General features: G+C 67.0%; 19 protein-coding genes. 12 read left to right on the top strand and 7 right to left on the bottom strand.

All coding sequences use genetic code 11. From position 1 onward, the window contains the following. The first annotated feature begins 225 nt into the window (after positions 1-225). Together BO1_RS08280 and BO1_RS08285 are read left to right on the top strand one after the other, a co-directional pair. Positions 226-1,167, top strand: a complete 942-nt coding sequence (locus BO1_RS08280; RefSeq protein WP_028217168.1) for a bifunctional enoyl-CoA hydratase/phosphate acetyltransferase — start codon at positions 226-228, stop codon at positions 1,165-1,167. Then, positions 1,164-2,426 (top strand): acetate/propionate family kinase, encoded by a 1,263-nt coding sequence (locus BO1_RS08285; RefSeq protein WP_407669915.1) that lies wholly within the window; start codon positions 1,164-1,166, stop codon positions 2,424-2,426. Before BO1_RS08280 ends, BO1_RS08285 begins: the two co-directional genes overlap by 4 nt. 126 nt (positions 2,427-2,552) lie before the next feature. Here the strand turns inward: BO1_RS08285 and BO1_RS50120 are convergent, their stop codons facing one another. After that, the gene (locus BO1_RS50120) at positions 2,553-3,203 is read right to left on the bottom strand and encodes an RBBP9/YdeN family alpha/beta hydrolase (protein WP_043284199.1); all 651 of its coding nucleotides are present in this window, start codon (positions 3,201-3,203) and stop codon (positions 2,553-2,555) included. A gap of 213 nt (positions 3,204-3,416) precedes the next feature. On the opposite strand from BO1_RS50120, the gene BO1_RS08295 reads away from it, so the two are divergent. Genes BO1_RS08295 through BO1_RS08320 form a run of 6 tightly spaced genes read left to right on the top strand, consistent with a single transcriptional unit; the run spans position 3,417 to position 7,647 of the window. Further along, the gene (locus BO1_RS08295) at positions 3,417-4,367 is read left to right on the top strand and encodes a 2-hydroxyacid dehydrogenase (protein WP_028217170.1); all 951 of its coding nucleotides are present in this window, start codon (positions 3,417-3,419) and stop codon (positions 4,365-4,367) included. 58 nt (positions 4,368-4,425) lie between these two features. Beyond that, positions 4,426-5,352: a hydroxymethylglutaryl-CoA lyase gene (locus BO1_RS08300; protein ID WP_028217171.1), complete on the top strand. Its 927-nt coding sequence runs from the start codon at positions 4,426-4,428 to the stop codon at positions 5,350-5,352. A 51-nt stretch (positions 5,353-5,403) separates the two neighbouring features. Further along, the gene (locus BO1_RS08305) at positions 5,404-5,925 is read left to right on the top strand and encodes a YbaK/EbsC family protein (protein ID WP_028217172.1); all 522 of its coding nucleotides are present in this window, start codon (positions 5,404-5,406) and stop codon (positions 5,923-5,925) included. Beyond that, positions 5,922-6,215, top strand: a complete 294-nt coding sequence (locus BO1_RS50125; protein WP_043284152.1) for a DUF1289 domain-containing protein — start codon at positions 5,922-5,924, stop codon at positions 6,213-6,215. The genes BO1_RS08305 and BO1_RS50125 overlap by 4 nt, the downstream gene beginning before the upstream one ends. Next, complete coding sequence (locus BO1_RS08315; protein ID WP_028217173.1) at positions 6,212-6,679, top strand: MaoC family dehydratase; 468 nt, start codon at positions 6,212-6,214, stop codon at positions 6,677-6,679. Before BO1_RS50125 ends, BO1_RS08315 begins: the two co-directional genes overlap by 4 nt. Continuing rightward, positions 6,676-7,647: an MBL fold metallo-hydrolase gene (locus BO1_RS08320; RefSeq protein WP_043284154.1), complete on the top strand. Its 972-nt coding sequence runs from the start codon at positions 6,676-6,678 to the stop codon at positions 7,645-7,647. The genes BO1_RS08315 and BO1_RS08320 overlap by 4 nt, the downstream gene beginning before the upstream one ends. Before the next feature lie 327 nt (positions 7,648-7,974). Here the strand turns inward: BO1_RS08320 and BO1_RS08325 are convergent, their stop codons facing one another. Continuing rightward, positions 7,975-9,276: a DUF445 domain-containing protein gene (locus BO1_RS08325; protein WP_028217175.1), complete on the bottom strand. Its 1,302-nt coding sequence runs from the start codon at positions 9,274-9,276 to the stop codon at positions 7,975-7,977. Positions 9,277-9,394: 118 nt separating this feature from the next. After that, positions 9,395-10,294, bottom strand: coding sequence for a DMT family transporter (locus BO1_RS08330; protein ID WP_028217176.1), 900 nt, complete (start codon positions 10,292-10,294; stop codon positions 9,395-9,397). A 133-nt stretch (positions 10,295-10,427) separates the two neighbouring features. On the opposite strand from BO1_RS08330, the gene BO1_RS08335 reads away from it, so the two are divergent. Continuing rightward, positions 10,428-10,898, top strand: a complete 471-nt coding sequence (locus BO1_RS08335; RefSeq protein WP_028217177.1) for an Lrp/AsnC family transcriptional regulator — start codon at positions 10,428-10,430, stop codon at positions 10,896-10,898. A 60-nt stretch (positions 10,899-10,958) separates the two neighbouring features. Here BO1_RS08335 and BO1_RS08340 read toward each other — a convergent pair whose 3' ends face one another. After that, entirely contained in the window at positions 10,959-11,858 is a 900-nt protein-coding gene (locus tag BO1_RS08340) for an alpha/beta fold hydrolase (RefSeq protein WP_028217178.1), read from the bottom strand. A gap of 271 nt (positions 11,859-12,129) precedes the next feature. Between BO1_RS08340 and BO1_RS08345 the strand changes: the two genes are divergently transcribed. Next, complete coding sequence (locus BO1_RS08345) at positions 12,130-13,089, top strand: NAD(P)H-dependent flavin oxidoreductase (protein WP_028217179.1); 960 nt, start codon at positions 12,130-12,132, stop codon at positions 13,087-13,089. 76 nt (positions 13,090-13,165) lie between these two features. On the opposite strand, the gene BO1_RS08350 is transcribed toward BO1_RS08345, so the two are convergent. Together BO1_RS08350 and BO1_RS08355 are read right to left on the bottom strand one after the other, a co-directional pair. Beyond that, positions 13,166-14,143, bottom strand: a complete 978-nt coding sequence (locus BO1_RS08350) for a LysR family transcriptional regulator (protein ID WP_028217180.1) — start codon at positions 14,141-14,143, stop codon at positions 13,166-13,168. A 175-nt stretch (positions 14,144-14,318) separates the two neighbouring features. Further along, positions 14,319-15,416: a porin gene (locus BO1_RS08355; protein WP_028217181.1), complete on the bottom strand. Its 1,098-nt coding sequence runs from the start codon at positions 15,414-15,416 to the stop codon at positions 14,319-14,321. Between BO1_RS08355 and BO1_RS58900 the strand changes: the two genes are divergently transcribed. Further along, positions 15,396-15,737, top strand: a complete 342-nt coding sequence (locus BO1_RS58900) for a hypothetical protein (protein WP_156992179.1) — start codon at positions 15,396-15,398, stop codon at positions 15,735-15,737. The two genes, BO1_RS08355 and BO1_RS58900, sit on opposite strands and share 21 nt — an antisense overlap. Positions 15,738-15,972: 235 nt before the next feature. Here BO1_RS58900 and BO1_RS08360 read toward each other — a convergent pair whose 3' ends face one another. Next, the gene (locus BO1_RS08360; RefSeq protein WP_052409396.1) at positions 15,973-16,401 is read right to left on the bottom strand and encodes a hypothetical protein; all 429 of its coding nucleotides are present in this window, start codon (positions 16,399-16,401) and stop codon (positions 15,973-15,975) included. A 704-nt stretch (positions 16,402-17,105) separates the two neighbouring features. Between BO1_RS08360 and BO1_RS08365 the strand changes: the two genes are divergently transcribed. Beyond that, the gene (locus BO1_RS08365; protein ID WP_028217183.1) at positions 17,106-18,149 is read left to right on the top strand and encodes a bile acid:sodium symporter family protein; all 1,044 of its coding nucleotides are present in this window, start codon (positions 17,106-17,108) and stop codon (positions 18,147-18,149) included. Positions 18,150-18,182 lie beyond the last annotated feature (33 nt).

The following is an 18,182-nucleotide window of genomic DNA, read 5'->3' on the forward strand; positions in this document are numbered from 1 at the left end:
CGCCTGCGTGCCGCCCCCGGCCGATGCGCGGGCGATGCATCCTGAATGACTTGGGCAGAACGTCGGAGACCGCCAGCGGCGGCTGTGCATTTTGCGGCCGGCGCCCCACGCGCTGGACTACACTGTTAGCGCATTGCGCGCCGCAGCATGACGAACATGACGATGTAAAGGCGCGCCGCAGCGCACCCGTGGTTCAGCTTGCCTTGCATGGAATGGACAACCGACATGACTGCAACGCCCGACAAGTACTCTGCCCTGCTGGCCCGCTGCGCGGGTCTCGCGCCCGTGCCCACCGCCGTCGCGCATCCGTGCGATGTCTCGTCGCTCACAGGCGCGCTCGACGCCGCCAACCTCGGCCTCATCGCGCCGATCCTGGTCGGCCCCGAGGCGAAGATCCGCTCGGTGGCACAGGAAGCCAGGCTCTCGCTCGAAAACGTCACGATCGTGGACGCACCGCATAGCCACGCCGCCGCCGAGCGCGCCGTGCTCGCCGTGCGCGAGGGCGAAGCCGAGCTGCTCATGAAAGGCAGCCTGCATAGCGACGAGCTGCTCCACGAAGTGGCCCGGGGCACGAGCGGCCTGCGCACGGAGCGCCGCCTCTCGCACGTGTTCGCGATGGACGTGCCCACGTATCACAAGCCTCTCTTCATCACCGACGCTGCCGTCAACATCTTCCCGAAGCTCGCCGACAAGGCCGACATTGTGCGCAACGCCATCGATCTCGTGCAGGCGCTCGGCATCGCCACGCCGAAGGTGGCGATTCTCGCGGCGGTCGAGACGGTCTCGGAGAAGATGCCCTCGACCATCGATGCGGCCGCTCTGTGCAAGATGGCCGAACGCGGCCAGATCACCGGCGCCCTCCTCGACGGCCCGCTCGCCTTCGACAACGCGATCAGCGCCGAGGCCGCTCGCATCAAGGGCATCGTCTCGCAGGTCGCGGGCGACCCCGACATCCTGCTGGTGCCCGACCTCGAAGCGGGCAACATGCTCGCCAAGCAGCTGACCTTTCTCGCCGGCGCGGAAGCGGCCGGCATCGTGCTCGGCGCGCGCGTGCCGATCATCCTCACCAGCCGCGCCGACACGGTGCGCGCACGCATCGGCAGCTGCGCGATTGCCGTGCTGCTCGCGCACGCGCGGCGCGCGCGCAAAATCGCGGAGGCCCTGTGACTGCAACCCCGGCTGTCCCCTCCTCCCCGCCTCACGCCCTGGACGAAGGCCATATCGTGCTCGTCGTGAATGCGGGCTCGTCGAGCATCAAGTGCTCGGTGTATCGCGTGGTCGACGATCCTCACGTGGAAGGCGGCGCGCGCGCGATTCATGGCGCGGGCGGCCAGATCGAAGGCATCGGCGTGGCGCCGCGCGTGGTGGCGCACATGGCCGACGGCCGCTTGATCGTCGACGAGAAGTTTCCGCTCGCGCAGGTCGCCGACCACGACGCCGCGTTCCGCCTGCTGCGCCTCGTGCTCGCGGTGGGCCTGCGCGACAAGCCGCCCGCCGCAATCGGCCACCGCGTGGTGCATGGCGGCGCGCAATTCAAGGACGCGGTGCTCATCGACGACAAGGTGATCGAGGAACTCGACGCGCTCACGCCGCTCGCGCCGCTGCACCAGCCGCACAATCTCTCGGCGATCCGCGCGGTGCGCACGGCCGCGCCCGAGCTGCCGCAGGTGGCCTGCTTCGACACGGCCTTTCACGCGGGCAACGACATCATGGCGCAGCTCTTCGCGCTGCCTTACCGCTACTACGAAGAAGGCATCCGCCGCTACGGCTTTCATGGCCTCTCCTACGAGTACATCGCGCGCCACCTGCACGTGGCCGCGCCAGACATTGCGCGCGGCCGCGTGGTCGTCGCGCATCTGGGCAACGGCGCGAGCCTGTGCGCGATGAAAGACGGCAAGAGCGTGGAAACGACGATGGGCCTCACCGCGCTCGACGGCCTGCCCATGGGCACGCGCTGCGGCGCCCTCGACGCGGGCGCGGTGCTGTGGATGATGGCGCACGACATGGGCCACGACGAGATCGAGAAGCTGCTCTATCACGAGTCCGGCCTCAAGGGCCTCTCGGGCGTGAGCAGCGACATGCGCGAGCTGCTCGCGAGCGATAGCGCGCGGGCGAAGCTCGCCATCGACTTCTACACGTACCGCATCGCGCAGGAAGTGGGCAAGCTCGCCGTGGTGCTGGGCGGGCTCGATGCGCTGGTGTTGACGGGTGGGATCGGCGAGCACGCCGCGCCGATTCGTGCGCGGGTGTGCGAGCGGCTCGCGCCGCTCTTCGGCATCGCACTCGATGCGGCGGCCAACGACGCCGGCAAGGAGCGTGTGAGCTCGCGCGAGAGTCGCGTGCCGGCCTTCGCGATCCGCACCGATGAAGAAGGGATGATCGCGCTGCATACGGCGCGGCTGCTGCGCGAGGCGTTGCGGCGTTGAAGGGGCTGCGGTGCCGCATCGAGCTTGCGGCGCTGCCCGCGTGCGGCCTGAGCAGGCAAACGCGAAGCGAACCTGAGTCGAGGTCCGATCAATCGCGAGTGAGCCTTGCGCCTTGCGCCTTGAGCCTCAGGCGAACCTCAAGCGATCGTTCACGCTGAACGGCACGTCTTCCGCCACGTCGCTCGCCGTGTGCGCGTCGTGCTGCGCATCGTCGCGCAGGCGCCTTGGCGCTTCGCAATGCACGAGCGTATCGATGAAATACTTCGCGCGCGGCCACGGTCCGAAGCCGGCCGACGTGTTGATGTGCCCCGCGTCGCCAAGGTTCACGAATGCGCTGCCCAATTGCTGCGCGAGGCGCTGTGCGCCCTCCAGCGGCATCCAGGGATCGGTCTCGCTGCCGACCAGGATCGAAGGCACGTGAAGACGCCGCGCCTCGAAGGCACCGGCGAAGCGGAATTTCTCCGGGCTCGCGGGCGCGACCAGCAGCACGCCCGCCACGTCGGCGGCAACGAGCCCCTGCTGCAGCGCATGCGCCGCCACGAGGCAGCCGAAGCTGTGCGCCGCAAGCAGGAACGGCCCGCGCTCGCGCGCGAGCAGCCGAGCGAGCGCACGGCTCCAGAGCGCCAGATCGGGGGCGTCCCAGTCGTCCTGCTCCACGCGCAGCGAGCGCGCGAACTGGCGCTCGAGCCAGCTCTGCCAATGTGCACCTTCACTGCCGTGCAGGCCCGGCACGGTGACGAGTCTGGGCGGCCAGCGGGAAGAGGCGCACGAAAGCATGATTTTTTCCTCGCTTCGACGGGACGTGAACGGATTGTGATCCGCGGCCCGCGCGCGCCGAACCAATTTTTTTTGCTTTGCTTTTTCGCGCCCATCCAGGTTGCCGCGCCGCACCATCATGGCAGGGTTCGCGCGGAGAAAGCCCGGCGGCCTCGGGCATGAAAAAGTAGAATGTGCCGAACATGCTTTCAATCCGCAGGGACACGCCGCACGATGAAAATTCTGTTCTGGCTCCCGCAAGCCGACGCCTCCGCCTGGCTTCACGGTCTCGCACGCGCCTTGCCCGGCGCCGAGCTGCGCGAATGGCAGCCCGGCGATACGGCCCCCGCCGATTACGCCGTGGTCTGGCATCCGCCGCGCGAGCTCTTTGCCGCGCGCAAGGGCCTGCGCGCGGTCTTCAATCTGGGCGCGGGCGTCGATGCGATCCTCGCGCTCGAACGCGACCATCCGGGCACGCTGCCCCAGGACGCGCTGCTCGTGCGTCTCGAAGACTCGGGCATGGCCCCGCAGATGGCCGAATACGTGCAGCACGCGGTGCTGCGCTATCTGCGCCGCTTCGACGAATACGCATTGCAGCAGGCGCGCCGCGAATGGCACGTGCTCGCGCCGCATCCGCTCGAGACCTTCACGGTGGGCGTGCTCGGCCTCGGCGTGCTGGGCGCGCAGGTCGCCCGGGCGGTGGCGTCGCTCGGCGTGCCGGTGCGCGGCTTCTCGCGCAGCGCAAAGACGCTCGACGGCATCGAGACCTTCTCGGGCGAACTGCGCGGCCCGCAGTTCGACGCGTTCCTCGACGGCGTGAAAGTGCTCGTGAACCTGCTGCCCGCCACGCCCGACACCGAGGACGTGCTCGATGCGCGCACTTTCGGCAAGCTCGAGCGCGGCGCGTATCTCGTGAACGTCGCGCGCGGCGCGCATCTGGTGGAACAGGACCTCGTCGAAGCGCTTGCAAACGGCACGCTCGCGGCCGCCACGCTCGACGTGTTCCGCCACGAGCCGCTCGCGGCCGATCACCCGTTCTGGCGCGAGCCGCGCATCACGATCACGCCGCACTGCTCCGCGCTCACGCTGCGCGATGAAGCCATCTCACAGGTCGCGGACAAGATCGAAGCGCTCGTGCGCGGCGAGACGGTCAGCGGCATCGTGCATACGGCACGCGGCTATTGAAGCGCGCGGGTTGCATCGGCACGGGTCAGGAAATCAGGAATCCAGCAAGGAGACAGACATGGCAGCATTGCCCACCGCAGTCAAAATCGTCGAAGTCGGACCGCGCGACGGTCTGCAGAACGAAAAGGAATTCGTGCCCACCGCTGTGAAGATCGAGCTGATCGACCGGCTCTCGAAGGCGGGCTTTCCCAACGTCGAAGCGGCCTCGTTCGTCTCGCCGAAATGGGTCCCGCAGATGGCCGACGGCGCCGAGGTCATGGCCGGCATCGCGCGCCGCGAAGGCGCGATCTATTCGGTGCTTACGCCGAACATGCGCGGCCTCGAAGGCGCGCTCGCCGCGCGCGCGGACGAGATCGTGATCTTCGGCGCAGCGAGCGAAGCATTCTCGCAGCGGAACATCAACTGCTCGATTGCGGAGAGCATCGAGCGCTTCGTGCCCGTGGCCGAAGCGGCGAAGGCCGCCGGCGTGCGCATTCGCGGCAGCGTCTCGTGCTCGTTCGGCTGCCCGTACCAGGGCGAGGTGCCGGTGGCGTCGGTGGTCGACGTGGTGCAGCGCTTCGCGGCGCTCGGCTGCGACGAGATCGATATCGCCGATACGATCGGCGTGGGCACCGCGAAGCGCGTGCACGAAGTGTTTGAGGCGGTCACGAAGGTGTTCCCGCGCGAGCGCCTCTCGGGCCACTTCCACGACACCTACGGCCAGGCGCTCGCCAACATCTACGCCGCGCTCGAGGAAGGCATCGCGATCTTTCACGCCTCAGTGGCGGGGCTCGGCGGCTGCCCGTACGCGAAGGGTGCGACCGGCAACGTCGCGACCGAAGACGTGCTGTATCTGATGAACGGCCTCGGCATTCACACGGGCGTCGATCTCGATCAGGTCGTAGAAGCCGGCGACTTCATTTCGAAGGCGATCGGCCGCGCCAACGCCTCGCGCGCGGGCAAGGCGCTGCTCGCGAAGAAGCAGAGCGCGGCCGAGTGCGCTTGATGCTTTGGGACGCCATCTGGCAATGAATCGTAGTACGAAGGAAAGAACGCTATGACGGAAACGCTCGTCAACTCCGAAAAAGACGGCCTCGAAGCCCTGCCCGACTCCGCGCGCCGCGTCGCGCTGCTCCTGCGCGAGCGCGGCCACGCCAAGCCCGTCGTGCTCCTGCCCGAAACCGGCAAGACCTCGGCGGAAGCGGCGGCCGGGCTCGGCTGCGAAGTCGCGCAGATCGCCAAGTCGATCCTGTTTCGCCGCCGCAAGGACAATGCGCCCGTGCTCGTGATCGCGAGCGGCGCCAATCGCGTGGACGAAAAGAAGGTCGAGTCGCACGTGGGCGAAGTCGGCCGCGCCGACGCGAAGTTCGTGCGCGAAATGACCGGCTATGCGATCGGTGGCGTGTGCCCGATCGGCCACGCCACCGCGCCCGTCACGCTGATCGACGCCGACCTGTTCGGGCTCGAGAGCCTTTGGGCCGCGGCGGGCCACCCGCATGCGGTGTTCAATCTTTCGCCGCGGGAACTCGCGGCGCTCACCGGCGCGCCCGTGGTGGACGTCGCGCTGCGCGACGCATGAGCGCGAGTTCCGCTCCGAGCCCGATGAGCGTGCCCGTGGAAACGCCCTCGCCCTGCATCAACATCTGCCGCATGCACGAGGCGAGCGGCCTGTGCGAAGGGTGCCTGCGCACGATCGACGAGATCGCCGCGTGGTCCACGCTCGACGACGCCGCAAAGCGCGCCGTGTGGGACGCCATCGAGACGCGCCACGCGCAGTGGATGAGTCGGCCCGGAATGAGTGCCTCAGCGCTGACTCCGGCCTCGCACACCGCGAGCCTCGATGCCGTGAAGGAGGAAGACGCACGATGACCACCGCGCCTGCTCGTGTCGTGACAATCGGCGAGACGCTTCGCTCGACGCTCGCGCTCTCGCCCGATACGGTGAAGTCGTTCGCCACCCTCGTGAACGACCTGAACCCGCTGCACCACGACGACGCCTACGCCGCGCAGAGCCGCTTCGGCGGCCTGATCGCCTCGGGCACGCAGCCCACCGCCTATTTCATGGCGCTGCTCGCCACGCACTTTTCGCAGTACGCGCAACCGCTCGGCCTCGAGTTCGACATGAAGCTCAAGCGCGCGGCGCACGCTCATGACGTGCTCACCTTCGAGTGGCGTGTCGTGGACGCGCACTGGAAGGCGACCCTGAACGGCGATCTCGTGAAGCTCGAGGGCACTGCCGTCAACCAGCACGGCGAGACGCTCGTGGTGGGACGCTCGACGATCCTCGTGATGCCGAAGGCCCAGGCGCAAGCGAGCGGAACAGCCGCGCGATGAGCGGGGTTTCAGCGAACCCGCCCGCAACGTTGTCCCCGGCGTTGCCCGTGCCCCTGCCCGCGTCGATCCGCGTGTTCGAGCGCGGCTGGCTCTCGTCGAACAACGTGCTGCTCGTTGATGAGTCCCGCGCCGCGCTCGTCGACACGGGCTACGCCACGCATGCCGCGCAAACCGTCTCGCTCGTCCAGCACGCGCTCGCGGGGCGCGCGCTCGACACCATCGTCAACACGCATCTGCATTCGGACCATTGCGGCGGCAACGCGCGCTTGCAAGCGCAATGGCCTTGCGAGACGCTCATTCCCGCCGCCAGCGCGAGCGCCGTGCGCGCCTGGGACGAAACTCGGCTCTCCTTTCTCGCCACCGGCCAAAGCTGCGAGCGCTTCGCCTTCACGGACACGCTCGCGCCCGGCGCGCACCTCACGCTCGGCGGCTTCGAGTGGGACGTCATCGGCGCGCCCGGTCACGACCCCGATTCGCTCATGCTCTACGCGGCCGAGCCGCGCGTGCTGATCAGCGCCGACGCGCTCTGGGAGCACGGCTTCGGCGTGATCTTCCCCGAGCTCGAAGGCGGAAGCGGTTTCGCGGAGCAGCGCGCGGTGCTGGACGCCATCGCGCAACTCGACGTGGCCGTGGTGATCCCGGGTCACGGCGCGCCGTTCGCGAACGCCGGGGCCGCGCTCGAACGCGCCTATGCGCGCCTCGCGTGGCTGAGCGCCGATCCGGCGCGCAATGCCAAAAACGCGCTCAAGGTGCTGACCGTGTTCAAGCTGCTCGAAGTGCGCACGATGACGTTCGCGGCGCTGGACACGCTGCTCGCCGAGGCGTCGGCCATGCGTGCGGCGGCGCGGCAGCTCGCGCCGGAGAGCGCATGGCCCGCGCTGATGCGTGAACTGGCCGGCGAGCTGGCGAAAAGCGGCGCGCTCGTGATGGGCGAGAACGAGGTCGAAGCGCCGGCCGGCATGGCCTGACGCGCTCGCCCCTGCGCCGTCATGCATGACGGCAAGCGCAGCGCACCCCAAAAAAAACGCTCGTCCTTTTCCAGGACGAGCGTGAGTATCGTGCTCTGACGTGATCAAACTGTCGAGCCGATCATACTCGCGCGCGAATTCGCGTCGCATCGGTGATTTCCCTACAAACTACCATCGGCGGACCGGCCGTAAAACGGCCCGGAATCCAAAACGTTTGCGCGTCGACGCGAACAATTGCTTCGCGATCCAAATCGTTAAATGACCGTGCGTTGACGCAAAACGCATGTTCACGCGCGTGTCATAGGTAACGCGCAAACCCGCAACGCGTCACCCACCGAGTTGCAAACGCAACCATTCGAACAGGTGTGAGCACAGATACAGCCCGAGCCCGATCGTCCCGCCGATCACGGTTCCGTTTACGCGTATCGCCTGCAGATCCTTGCCGATCTTCAACTCGATCAGGCGCGCGGTCTCGCGCGTGTCCCAGTGTCTTACCGTATCGCGGATGTGATGCGTGAGGTAGCGCGCGAAATCGGGTGCCATCGCGCGCGCGGCGTCTTCGAGATGGCCGTTGAGCGACGCGCGCAGGTCCGCGTCGCCGGCCAGCGACTCGCCGAGCCAGCGTCCGGTCGCCGCCACTTTCGCGTGCAGCGTCGAGTCGGGTCGCTCCAGGTCGTCGCGCAGCCACGTGCGCAGGCTGTCCCATAGCGCATGCGTGTACTCGTTGAGCGCGCTGCCTTCGCGCAGGCTCGCCTTGAGCTCCTCGCCCTTGCGCTGGAATGCGGGATCGCTCTTCAACTGCACCACGAGCTTTTGCACCACCTCGTCGAACTTCTTGCGCAAGTGGTGCTCGCGGTCCTCGCTCAGCTGCAGCAGCAAACGGTTGACCGCGCTCTCCAGCACGCGCGCGCCGCTGTCGCCTATCCACTCCGAGGGCAGGATCTTTTCGGTCCACGGAAACTCGCCCTTGAGCCCGTCGACGATGCGCGCCGCCACGAACGCGCGCGTGCTCTCCTCGGCGAGCAGGTGGCCGAGCTGATCGAGCATCTGGTCGAGCAATTCCTGATGGCGGCCGTCTTTCGTGAGCGTGTCGAGAATCGCGCCCGCCGACTTCGAGAGATCGACTTTGTCGAGCGCCGCATGCAGGCCGTCGCGGATGAAGGCGCGGATGCGCGCGTCGTCGGTGAGGCCGAGCAGGCCCGACATCAGCCGCACCGCGTAGTCGCCCAGATGCTGGGCGTTCTGGGGCGCCGTGAGCCACGACGAGAGCCGCTCGACCGGATCGTGGCGGCGGATCAGCCCGACCAGCGAATCGACGTTGAGAAACTTCTCGTGCACGAACACGGCGAGCTCGTCGGCAATGCGATCCTTGTTGCGCGGAATGACGCCCGTGTGCGCCGCGATGAACGGAATCGGCACCCGGCGGAACAGCGCAACCACGGCGAACCAGTCGGCGAGCGCGCCCACCATGGCCGCTTCGCTCATCGCCTTGATGCCGTCGATCACGAGGCCCGGCGGCGAAAGCGCCGTGACGACGAACACGAGCGCCGCCGCCATCAGCAAGAGGAGCGGGCGGCGCTTGGCGCGCTGGAGTTCGGCTTCGTCGTGGCTGGCGTCTGGCGGGGTCATGCGCGCTCGTGCACTGTCGTGGTCAGGGAACCGCGACATTATGCGACCAGCGCGTGAAGGATGCGGTGTCGTCAAGACGCGCTCGCGCCACGGTGCGCGCGAGCGAGGTGGCGCCCGCTCAAGCCGAAGACGTTTTCCTTCGCTGCGGCACGATCCGCCAGCCGAGGTTCACGCCCGCCGCCGCTAGCAGGATGAGCGCGGCGCCGGCCACCTGGATCCACGCGAGGCGCTGCCCGAACGCGAACCAGTCGACAAAGATCGCCACCACCGGGTAGATGAACGAGAGCGCGCCGGTCATCGCCGTGGGCAGCTTCTGGATCGCCCCGTAGAGCAGCACGTACATCACGCCCGTGTGCACGATGCCTAGCGTGACAATCTGCGCCCAGTGCACGGGCGTGGCGGGCAGCGTGCCATAGTGGATGAACGGCGCGAGCGCGAGCGCGCCGAAGGCCAACTGCACGAGCGCGATCAAATGCGGCGGCGTGCCCTTGAGATGCCGCGTGATGATCGACGAGATTGCGTAGAGAAACGCCGCGCCCGCCGCGCAAGCCACGCCCTGCAGGTATTCGCCCGGCACCGCGAGCACGGCCGGCTGCACCTCCACCACGCCCACGAGCCCGACGAAGGCGAGCGCGAGCCACGCAACGGTTGAGGCGCTCACGCGCTCGCCCAGCACCAGCACGCCGAGGCCCACGAGCATGAACGGCTGCGTGTTGTAGACGGCGGTGGCCATGGAAATGGAGGCGCGCGAGTAGGCGGCGAACAGCAGCACCCAGTTGGCGACGATGGCAGCGCCCCCCGCCATGGCGAGCGCGAGCGTGCGCCATGGAAGCCTGCGCCGGAACAGGCCGAGCGCCGCGCAGACGAGCGCGAGCGTCGCGCCGCCCAGCACACAGCGCATGAACGCCACGTTGATCGGTGACTGCTGCGAATCGACAACGAGCCAGCCGATCGTGCCGGACATCAGCATCGCGGTGACCATCTCTGCCGCGCCGCGGCGAATTTCTGGGGAAGCCATGGGAGGGCGCTCCTCGTGAGTATCTGACTGCAAGTTTACTCAGCGCGAAGCGTGCAATACAGGGCTAAACTAAGGTCACGATATCAAAATGCCTTCGAATCGAAGGCAACCAGATGAACACGCAGGTGAAATTATGACCAAACGACCCGGAGTGCCTCTCCCCGCCCCGCTCGACGAGATCGACCGTGCCCTGCTCGCCGCGCTTGCCGACGATGGGCGCGCGAGCGTGAGCGAGCTGGCCCGCCAGATCGGGCTCTCCGCGCCGAGCACGTCGGAGCGGCTGAGGCGACTCGAAGCTCAGGGGGTGATCGGCGGCTACACCGTGCGCATCGACCCGCGCGCGCTCGGCTACACGCTGCAGGCCATCGTGCGCGTGAAGCCCCTGCCGGGGCAGTTGCATCTGGTCGAAGAGGTGATCCGCCGGATTCCCGAATTCATCGAATGCGACAAGGTCACGGGCGACGACTGCTTCATCGCCCGGCTCTATCTGCATTCAATCGAGCAACTCGACGAAATTCTCAACAAGGTCACCGAGCGCGCGGAAACGAGCACCGCCATCGTCAAGTCCACGCCCGTGGCGCGCCGTCTGCCGCCGCTCGGCTGAGCGCCGGCCGGCGAAACGCACTACGGCGCGTGCCGGCACCCCGCCGGCACGCTGGAGCCGTCACTCCTGACGCTCGGTCGCCTCGAAGAACGAGAGGATTTCGCCGACGAGCGCCTCGCTCGCCTCCTCGGGGATGTAGTGGCCGCACGGCAACGTGCGGCCGCTCACGTCGCGCGCCACCTTGCGCCACTCCGCGAGCGGGTCGAAGCAGCGCTCGATCACGCCATGCTCGCCCCACAGCACGCGCAACGGGCAGCCCACCTTGTGGCCGCGCTCGATGTCGGCGCGGTCGTGCTCGAGGTCGATGCTCGCGGAGGCGCGGTAGTCCTCGCACATCGCGTGCACGGCGCCCGGCTGGCGCAGCGCCGCGCGGTACGCGTCGAGCGCCTCGGGCGCGAAAGGCGCGAGCCCCGCATGGCGGCTGCCCATCACGCGCTCGATATAGGCATCGGGATTCGCGCCGATCAGCGCCTCGGGCAGCGGCTCGGGCTGGATCAGGAAGAACCAGTGGAAATAGAGCGTGGCGAACTCGCGGTCGGTCTGCTCGTACATCGCGAGCGTGGGCGCGATGTCGAGCAGCATCAGCCGCTCCACGGCGTCCGGGTGGTCGAGAGCCATGCGGTGCGCGACGCGCGCGCCGCGGTCGTGCGCACAGACGAGAAAGCGCTCGAAGCCGAAGTGGCGCATGAGCGCGACCTGATCGGCGGCCATCGCGCGTTTCGAGTTGGCGGCGTGGCTCGCATCGCTCGCCGGTTTGGACGAGGCGCCGTAGCCGCGCAGGTCGGTGGCGATCACGGTGAAGTGCTGCGCAAGATCCGCCGCGCAGCGATGCCAGATCATGTGGGTCTGCGGGTGACCGTGCAGGAGCAGGAGCGGCGGCCCTTCGCCGCCACGGACCCCGTGAATCTCGACTCCATCCGCGGTGCGGACAGTGAAAGGCGTGTATCCCTCGAACGGCATGGCAGGTCTCCATCGTATCGTTGTTGGTCTGGCGAATATTGTAGGAGCGGTGTGTGGCGCGGCGCCCCACATTCGGGCAGGAAAAGCTAGAAACCGAACACTCCCTCGACTCCTTCAAACCGCAGGCGCACCATGTGCCGAAAGCCACCCGCCTATAATCGAACGACCGTTTCATCGAGTGCCCAGCGCGCGATTGCCAGCCTGAAGCCGCGCTTGAACCGGGCTTGAATCCGGCCTGAATCCACCGTGCCGCCAGCAAGGAGACCTCGTCATGGCATTGCCCGCCGTCCTGCAGAACCTGTCGTTGCCTGTCGTCGGCTCCCCGATGTTCATCGTGAGCTACCCCGAGCTCGTGCTCGCGCAGTGCAAGGCGGGCATCGTCGGCTCGTTTCCCGCGCTCAACGCGCGTCCCGCCGAACTGCTCGACGAGTGGCTCACGCAGATCCAGGAACAGCTCGCCGCGCACAAGGCCGCGAACCCGGACGCCGTGATCGGGCCGATCGCCGTGAACCAGATCGTGCATCAGTCGAATGCGCGACTCGAGCACGATGTGCGCGTGTGCGTCGAGCACAAGGTGCCGATCTTCATCACGAGCCTGCGCGCACCGCCCAAGGAACTGCTCGATGCCGTGCACAGCTACGGCGGCATCGTGCTGCACGACGTCATCAACCTGCGCCATGCCGGCAAGGCGCTCGAGGCGGGCGTGGACGGCCTGATTCTCGTTGCGGCGGGCGCGGGCGGCCACGCGGGCACGACCTCGCCGTTCGCGCTCGTGGGCGAAGTGCGCCGCCTGTTCGACGGCCCCATCGTGCTCTCGGGCGCGATCGCCAACGGCGGCTCGATCCTGGCCGCCCAGGCCATGGGCGCCGATCTCGCGTACATGGGCACGCGCTTCATCGCCACGCGCGAGGCGCACGCCGTGGACGCCTACAAGCACGCGATCCTCGAGGCCAAGGCCGCCGACATCATCTATACGAACCTCTTCACCGGCGTGCATGGCAACTACATCCGCGAGAGCATCGCCAACGCGGGGCTCGACCCGGACGCGCTGCCCGAGTCGGACAAGTCGAAGATGAACTTCGGCGGCGACAAGGCCCGTGCGTGGAAAGACATCTGGGGCGCGGGCCAGGGTGTGGGGCTCATGGACGACGTGCCGTCCGTGGCCGAGCTGGTCGCGCGCCTGAAGAGCGAGTACGACGAAACGAAGGCGCGGCTGGGGTTTGCGCGCTGACGGAGTCTTCAGGGGTGCTTGCCTGATGGGCGTCGCCAGGCCGGCTTGCCCGATGGCGATGGCCCTGACGGCGTCGTCAGGCCGGCTTACCGGGTGGCCTCGGTGGTGCCGGCGGCACCGCCCGCGCCGCCGCCTCGCGGATCTCTTCGACGCCCGGCCAGAGCGCGCGCTCGCCAAAGCGCTCCGCGAGGAAATCCACGAACGAGCGCACCTTCGCCGAAAGATGGCGTCGGCTCGCGTAGACGGCATAAATCGGCAGCTCGCGTGGTGGCAGCTCATCGACGAGCAGCGGCACGAGGCGGCCTTGCGCAATGTCATCGCCGATTACTTCGGTGCCGAGCATCGAGAGCCCGCCGCCCTGCAGCAGCACCACGCGCAACGCCTCCAAGTGATTGACAATCAGATTGCCGCCCGGCTTCGGGCGCGCATGCCCTTCCGCGAACGGTGCGAGCTCGGCCGCCGAGGCGCCCGCGTAATGCACGAACTTGTGCTGCGCGAGATCGGCGACGCTCTTCGGCACGCCGTGGCGGCGCAGATATTCGGGCGCGGCGCACAACACGATGTGCGCGGTGGCGAGCGGCCGCGCGATCAGCGACGACGACTTCAGCCCCGAAGGCGACGCGCGGATCGCCACATCGAAGCCTTCGTCGATCAGCTCGACCACGCGGTCCGAGAGGGTGATATCGACGGTGACCTGCGGGAAATCCGCCGCGTAGTCGGCCACCGCGCCCATCACGTGGCGCAGCCCGAACGCCGTGAGCGACGACACGCGCAGGCGCCCCTGCGGCACCACGCTCGCGGCGCCCACGGCCTGACCGGCTTCGTCGAGCTCGGTGAGCGCCTGGGCCACGCGCTCGTAGTATTCGCGGCCCGCCTCGGTGGGGGCGACGCGGCGTGTCGTGCGGTTCAACAGGCGCGCGCCGAGCTGCTGCTCGAGATGCATCACATGCTTGCTCGCCATGGCCGCGGACATGCCCATGCGCTCGGCCGCGGCGACGAAGCTCGCCGCCTCCACCACGTGCCGGAACACTTTCATGCTGACGAGGGTATCCATCGCGCCGTTCTTTCCGCAAAAATCGGGTTAATCAGGAAACAATCGCCAAGATTGTGCGCGCTTTATCAATATTGGGTAGTCAAACGCGCAGCCGCGCCGTCGCTGGGGGCGCAAAAAAACCCCGCGCTGCGAATAGCGCGGGGTTTTGTGTTTGCTGCTTCAGACGCGCTGGCGCTTAGAACTTGGTGCGCAGGCCCACGCCGTAGGTCTGGCCCGACGACATGTTGTCGTAGTGGTCGTACATGTAGGCCGCATAGACGTCGGTGCGCTTCGAGAGCGGGTAGTCGTAGCCGAGCGCCGCCGTGTTGTGCGTCTGGTTCAGGCCGCCGCTGTCACGCGAGTAAGCGTACGAGGCCATGATCGTGCCCGGGCCGGCCGGCACCGAAACGCCGCCCTGCGCCGTGTTCACGTGCCAGCTGCTGATGTCGCTGTTGTTGTTCGTGTACATGTACTGGCCGAAGAACTTCACGTACTTCAGGTCGTACGACAGGCCCACCTGTGCGACGCCCTGGCTGCGCAGGCCGACGATGGTCGTGTCGCCGCTCACGATGCTGCCGATGTCGCCCGGCGTGTTGTTGAAGTTCACGTACTGATAGACCGCCGTGGCCGCGAACGGGCCATGGAAGTACAGCGCCTGGACGCTCCACTTCTTCTTGCCGTTTTCGCCAGCCTCGTTGCCGAGCGCGTACATGGCCGTGCCCGACAGGCCGTTGAAGTTCGGCGTCGAGTACTGGATCGCGTTGTTCCAGCCCGAGTCGCCCACCACGCCCTGGTCGGTCGTGTAGGTCGGGAACGTCGAGAGCCCGAGATACACGTGGTACACCATCGGCGAGAAGGTGTACGAATCGATGAACGGGTTGAACAGAATCGTCGAAACGAACAGCGGCGTCGTCAGGCGGCCCGCGGTGACGGTACCGTACGGCGATTCGATGCCGACGTATGCGTTGCGCGCGAAGAAGGTGTCGCCTTCGAAGCGGCCATACTGACCGTTCTGCGCGCGGAAGAAGCTTTCCAGCGTGAAGATCGCCTTGTAGCCACCGCCCAGATCCTCAGCGCCCTTCAAGCCCCAGTAGGACGTCGACATGCCGCCGCCGCCGACATTCCAGGCCGTATCGCCGCCCGGGAAGCGCGTTGCCCCGACCCACTCGTCGACCTGACCATAGAGCTGGACGCTCGACTGCGCGAATGCCGACGACGAAGCGGCGGCAAGCACGGCTGCAATGACACCCGCCTTGAGAGGCGTACGCAGCACGTGGCTGACGACTTTTTTCATGGGTTCTCCTGTCTCTTTGTCAAAAAGGATGATTGGCGGCTTTGGCGCTCGCGCAAACCGTTTGTTATCTCGTCGTTCGCAGGCGTGGCCGTTCTGGGCGGGAACCATCTTTGCGGACCATTTTCATGGACAAAAATATTGATTGTTATCGCCGGTATATCGGCCCGATTAGATTGCTGTCGGCAAACCCCGGCTCGACGGATTGCAACGCCCGTTTCGACGCAGCGCAGCATGACAGGCAACTGGCTCGCGGGCCGCATGAACTGGACCTCGGCCCGGTTTTTGCTGCTTCTCGGCCACGCCGAAAAGGCGCCCCCTTAACGAAGCCGAGATTTGATGATGAAAGGGCACTGTATGACGAGAGATTTCCCAAAAAGTGTGGTATCCACGCGTCAGTTTTGAGACTCGGAGGGGGAGGAGCGACGGGAAAAAGGACGGGAGAGAGGCGAGAACGCGCGCCGAGATGCGCGCGTTCTGAGTGATACGACGGACACATCAGCATGCGCCCGTGGGTTCGGCTGTGCAGTTAGTTGCTTTTCCCGGTCTAACTACAAAATTAATTGCGATACGGTGCCGGCATCGGCGGACGGGGCACGTCGCCCCCGTTGCGCGGGAACGGGCGGAAGGCGCCGCGCTCCTCGTTGTAGCGCGCGACGTCTTCGCGAATGGAGCCGGCACGGACCGGCGAATCGGCCGGCGGATGGGGCACCTGGCGCGTCTCCGCGCTCACGGGCTGAATCGGGCCGTGATAGCCGCCGAAGCCATTGCCATAGGGATCGCCAGACGGACTGCTGTTGGCGTTGCCTGCGCGACGCTCCGGTTGGCGGGCGCCCTGGCGCTCGCGCCAGCCGCCCTGGTCAGCCACGCGCATCGGTCCCGTGCTGTATCGCCCGCCCGGTGCGCCGCCGTACCCCCCGCGCTGCGCGACGCCGCGCTGGCCGCCCCATTGCATGGGCATGGCCGCACGCGGTGCCTGGTGCATCATGGGCGGGGCCTGAAAGCCGCCACCACCGTGAGCAACAAACGCAGGCTGGGCATGGGCGAACGCGACGAGGGCCGCTAATCCGGCCCCCACGATCCACTGTCCCATCCGTAACAACCCTGCGCGCATTGTGTCGATCACCTGCCCGACGTTCAGCATGGCTTACCGCCATTCGGGCCATGGCGGGCCGTTCCGGGAAGCGCACGCGTGTCGCGCAACGATTGCTGCCGCAACGGTTTTTGAACGTTCCTTGACGGTAATTTATGGGCGTCCTGAAAGGGTGTCGAGCCAAAAAGTGTTATGCCCTCGGAAGGGTTGTAACACCATGTTACCTCACGATTTTTCGGTCTTTGGGGACACTTCGTGCGGGCCTGTTTCATGCTTGAGAACCGCTTCGAATGGGCTGCCGGAAGCCCAGCCGGCGCGGCTTTTCGGGTCATCGGCGCGCGCCGCTTTCGTCGTACTTGGTGCCCGGTCTTTTGCATGACGAATGAATCCCGGCGATGCGAGTTTGCGCCGGTTGTCTCGCGCCAACCACATCGTGCCGGGGAGTCCTGAGTGCCGCCGGTTCATGCGCCGCACTCATTAATCGATTCTTCAAATGAATTTGCTTTTTCAATCGGCTTGCCGCGACAATAGAGATCCCGATTCCCCCGTGGCGCCCTGATCGAACGAAGCGTGCCGCGATGCGCACTTGAGATTCTCCGATGGCCCGTCCGAAATTCCTGCCCGATAACTTCACGCTGTGCCTCATTGGCACGGTGACGCTCGCCAGCCTCCTGCCCGTGCACGGCCAGGCCGCGACGCCCTTTAACTGGCTCACCAACGTAGCCGTCGGGCTACTGTTCTTCCTGCACGGCGCCAAGCTCTCGCGCGAGGCGATCGTGGCGGGCGCCACGCACTGGCGCCTGCACATCGTCGTGCTGGCGAGCACCTTCGTCCTTTTCCCGGTGCTCGGGCTCGTGCTCAAGCCGGTGCTCTCGCCGCTCGTCACGCCAGCGCTCTATATGGGCGTGCTGTTCCTGTGCACGCTGCCCTCGACCGTGCAGTCGTCCATCGCGTTCACCTCGATCGCGCGCGGCAACGTGCCCGCCGCCGTCTGCAGCGCGTCGGCGTCGAGCCTGATCGGCATCTTCGTCACGCCCGCGCTCGTGAGCCTCGTCGTGACGAATCAGGCCGCGGGCGGCACGTCGGCCTGGCATACCGTCTGGAATATCGTGTTGCAGCTGCTCGTGCCGTTCGTCGCGGGGCAATTGCTGCGGCCCGTGATCGGGCGCTGGATCGAGCGCAACCGCGGCTTGCTCAAGTTCGTCGATCAGGGCTCGATCCTGCTGGTGGTCTACGGGGCGTTCTCCGAGGCAATCAACGAAGGCCTCTGGCACCACACGCCGCTTGCGGCGCTCGGCGGCCTGGTCGTGGTCAACGCAGTGCTGCTCGCGCTGGCGCTCGCCGCCACCATGTTCGCGAGCAAGAAGCTCGGCTTCTCGCGCGCCGACCAGATCACGATCATCTTCTGCGGCTCGAAGAAAAGTCTCGCGGCCGGCGTGCCGATGGCCAAGGTGATCTTCGCGTCGAATGCCGTGGGCGCGGTGGTGCTGCCGCTCATGCTGTTCCATCAGATCCAGCTGATGGTGTGCGCGTCGCTCGCTCAGCGCTGGGGCGCCCGGGATATGAGCGCCGAGCGCGCCGAAGCCGGCGACGAGTCGCGCGCCGGCCGCAGCGAGCAGGCGGCGGCGGCTGGGCGGCAGTAAGCAGGGCCAAACTTCGGATGAGAATGGCGCGGC

It is taken from the genome of Paraburkholderia oxyphila NBRC 105797 (assembly GCF_000685075.1).
Taxonomy (GTDB): Bacteria; Pseudomonadota; Gammaproteobacteria; order Burkholderiales; family Burkholderiaceae; genus Paraburkholderia; species Paraburkholderia oxyphila.

What these genes read in the sequence shown, in the direction of transcription:
- BO1_RS08280 (WP_028217168.1), top strand. Translation starts at nt 226, where the DNA reads ATGACTGCAACGCCCGACAAGTACTCTGCCCTGCTGGCCCGCTGCGCG.
- BO1_RS50120 (WP_043284199.1), bottom strand. Translation starts at nt 3,203, where the DNA reads ATGCTTTCGTGCGCCTCTTCCCGCTGGCCGCCCAGACTCGTCACCGTG.
- BO1_RS08295 (WP_028217170.1), top strand. Translation starts at nt 3,417, where the DNA reads ATGAAAATTCTGTTCTGGCTCCCGCAAGCCGACGCCTCCGCCTGGCTT.
- BO1_RS08300 (WP_028217171.1), top strand. Translation starts at nt 4,426, where the DNA reads ATGGCAGCATTGCCCACCGCAGTCAAAATCGTCGAAGTCGGACCGCGC.
- BO1_RS08305 (WP_028217172.1), top strand. Translation starts at nt 5,404, where the DNA reads ATGACGGAAACGCTCGTCAACTCCGAAAAAGACGGCCTCGAAGCCCTG.
- BO1_RS50125 (WP_043284152.1), top strand. Translation starts at nt 5,922, where the DNA reads ATGAGCGCGAGTTCCGCTCCGAGCCCGATGAGCGTGCCCGTGGAAACG.
- BO1_RS08315 (WP_028217173.1), top strand. Translation starts at nt 6,212, where the DNA reads ATGACCACCGCGCCTGCTCGTGTCGTGACAATCGGCGAGACGCTTCGC.
- BO1_RS08320 (WP_043284154.1), top strand. Translation starts at nt 6,676, where the DNA reads ATGAGCGGGGTTTCAGCGAACCCGCCCGCAACGTTGTCCCCGGCGTTG.
- BO1_RS08325 (WP_028217175.1), bottom strand. Translation starts at nt 9,276, where the DNA reads ATGACCCCGCCAGACGCCAGCCACGACGAAGCCGAACTCCAGCGCGCC.
- BO1_RS08330 (WP_028217176.1), bottom strand. Translation starts at nt 10,294, where the DNA reads ATGGCTTCCCCAGAAATTCGCCGCGGCGCGGCAGAGATGGTCACCGCG.
- BO1_RS08335 (WP_028217177.1), top strand. Translation starts at nt 10,428, where the DNA reads ATGACCAAACGACCCGGAGTGCCTCTCCCCGCCCCGCTCGACGAGATC.
- BO1_RS08340 (WP_028217178.1), bottom strand. Translation starts at nt 11,858, where the DNA reads ATGCCGTTCGAGGGATACACGCCTTTCACTGTCCGCACCGCGGATGGA.
- BO1_RS08345 (WP_028217179.1), top strand. Translation starts at nt 12,130, where the DNA reads ATGGCATTGCCCGCCGTCCTGCAGAACCTGTCGTTGCCTGTCGTCGGC.
- BO1_RS08350 (WP_028217180.1), bottom strand. Translation starts at nt 14,143, where the DNA reads ATGGATACCCTCGTCAGCATGAAAGTGTTCCGGCACGTGGTGGAGGCG.
- BO1_RS08355 (WP_028217181.1), bottom strand. Translation starts at nt 15,416, where the DNA reads ATGAAAAAAGTCGTCAGCCACGTGCTGCGTACGCCTCTCAAGGCGGGT.
- BO1_RS08360 (WP_052409396.1), bottom strand. Translation starts at nt 16,401, where the DNA reads ATGATGCACCAGGCACCGCGTGCGGCCATGCCCATGCAATGGGGCGGC.
- BO1_RS08365 (WP_028217183.1), top strand. Translation starts at nt 17,106, where the DNA reads ATGGCCCGTCCGAAATTCCTGCCCGATAACTTCACGCTGTGCCTCATT.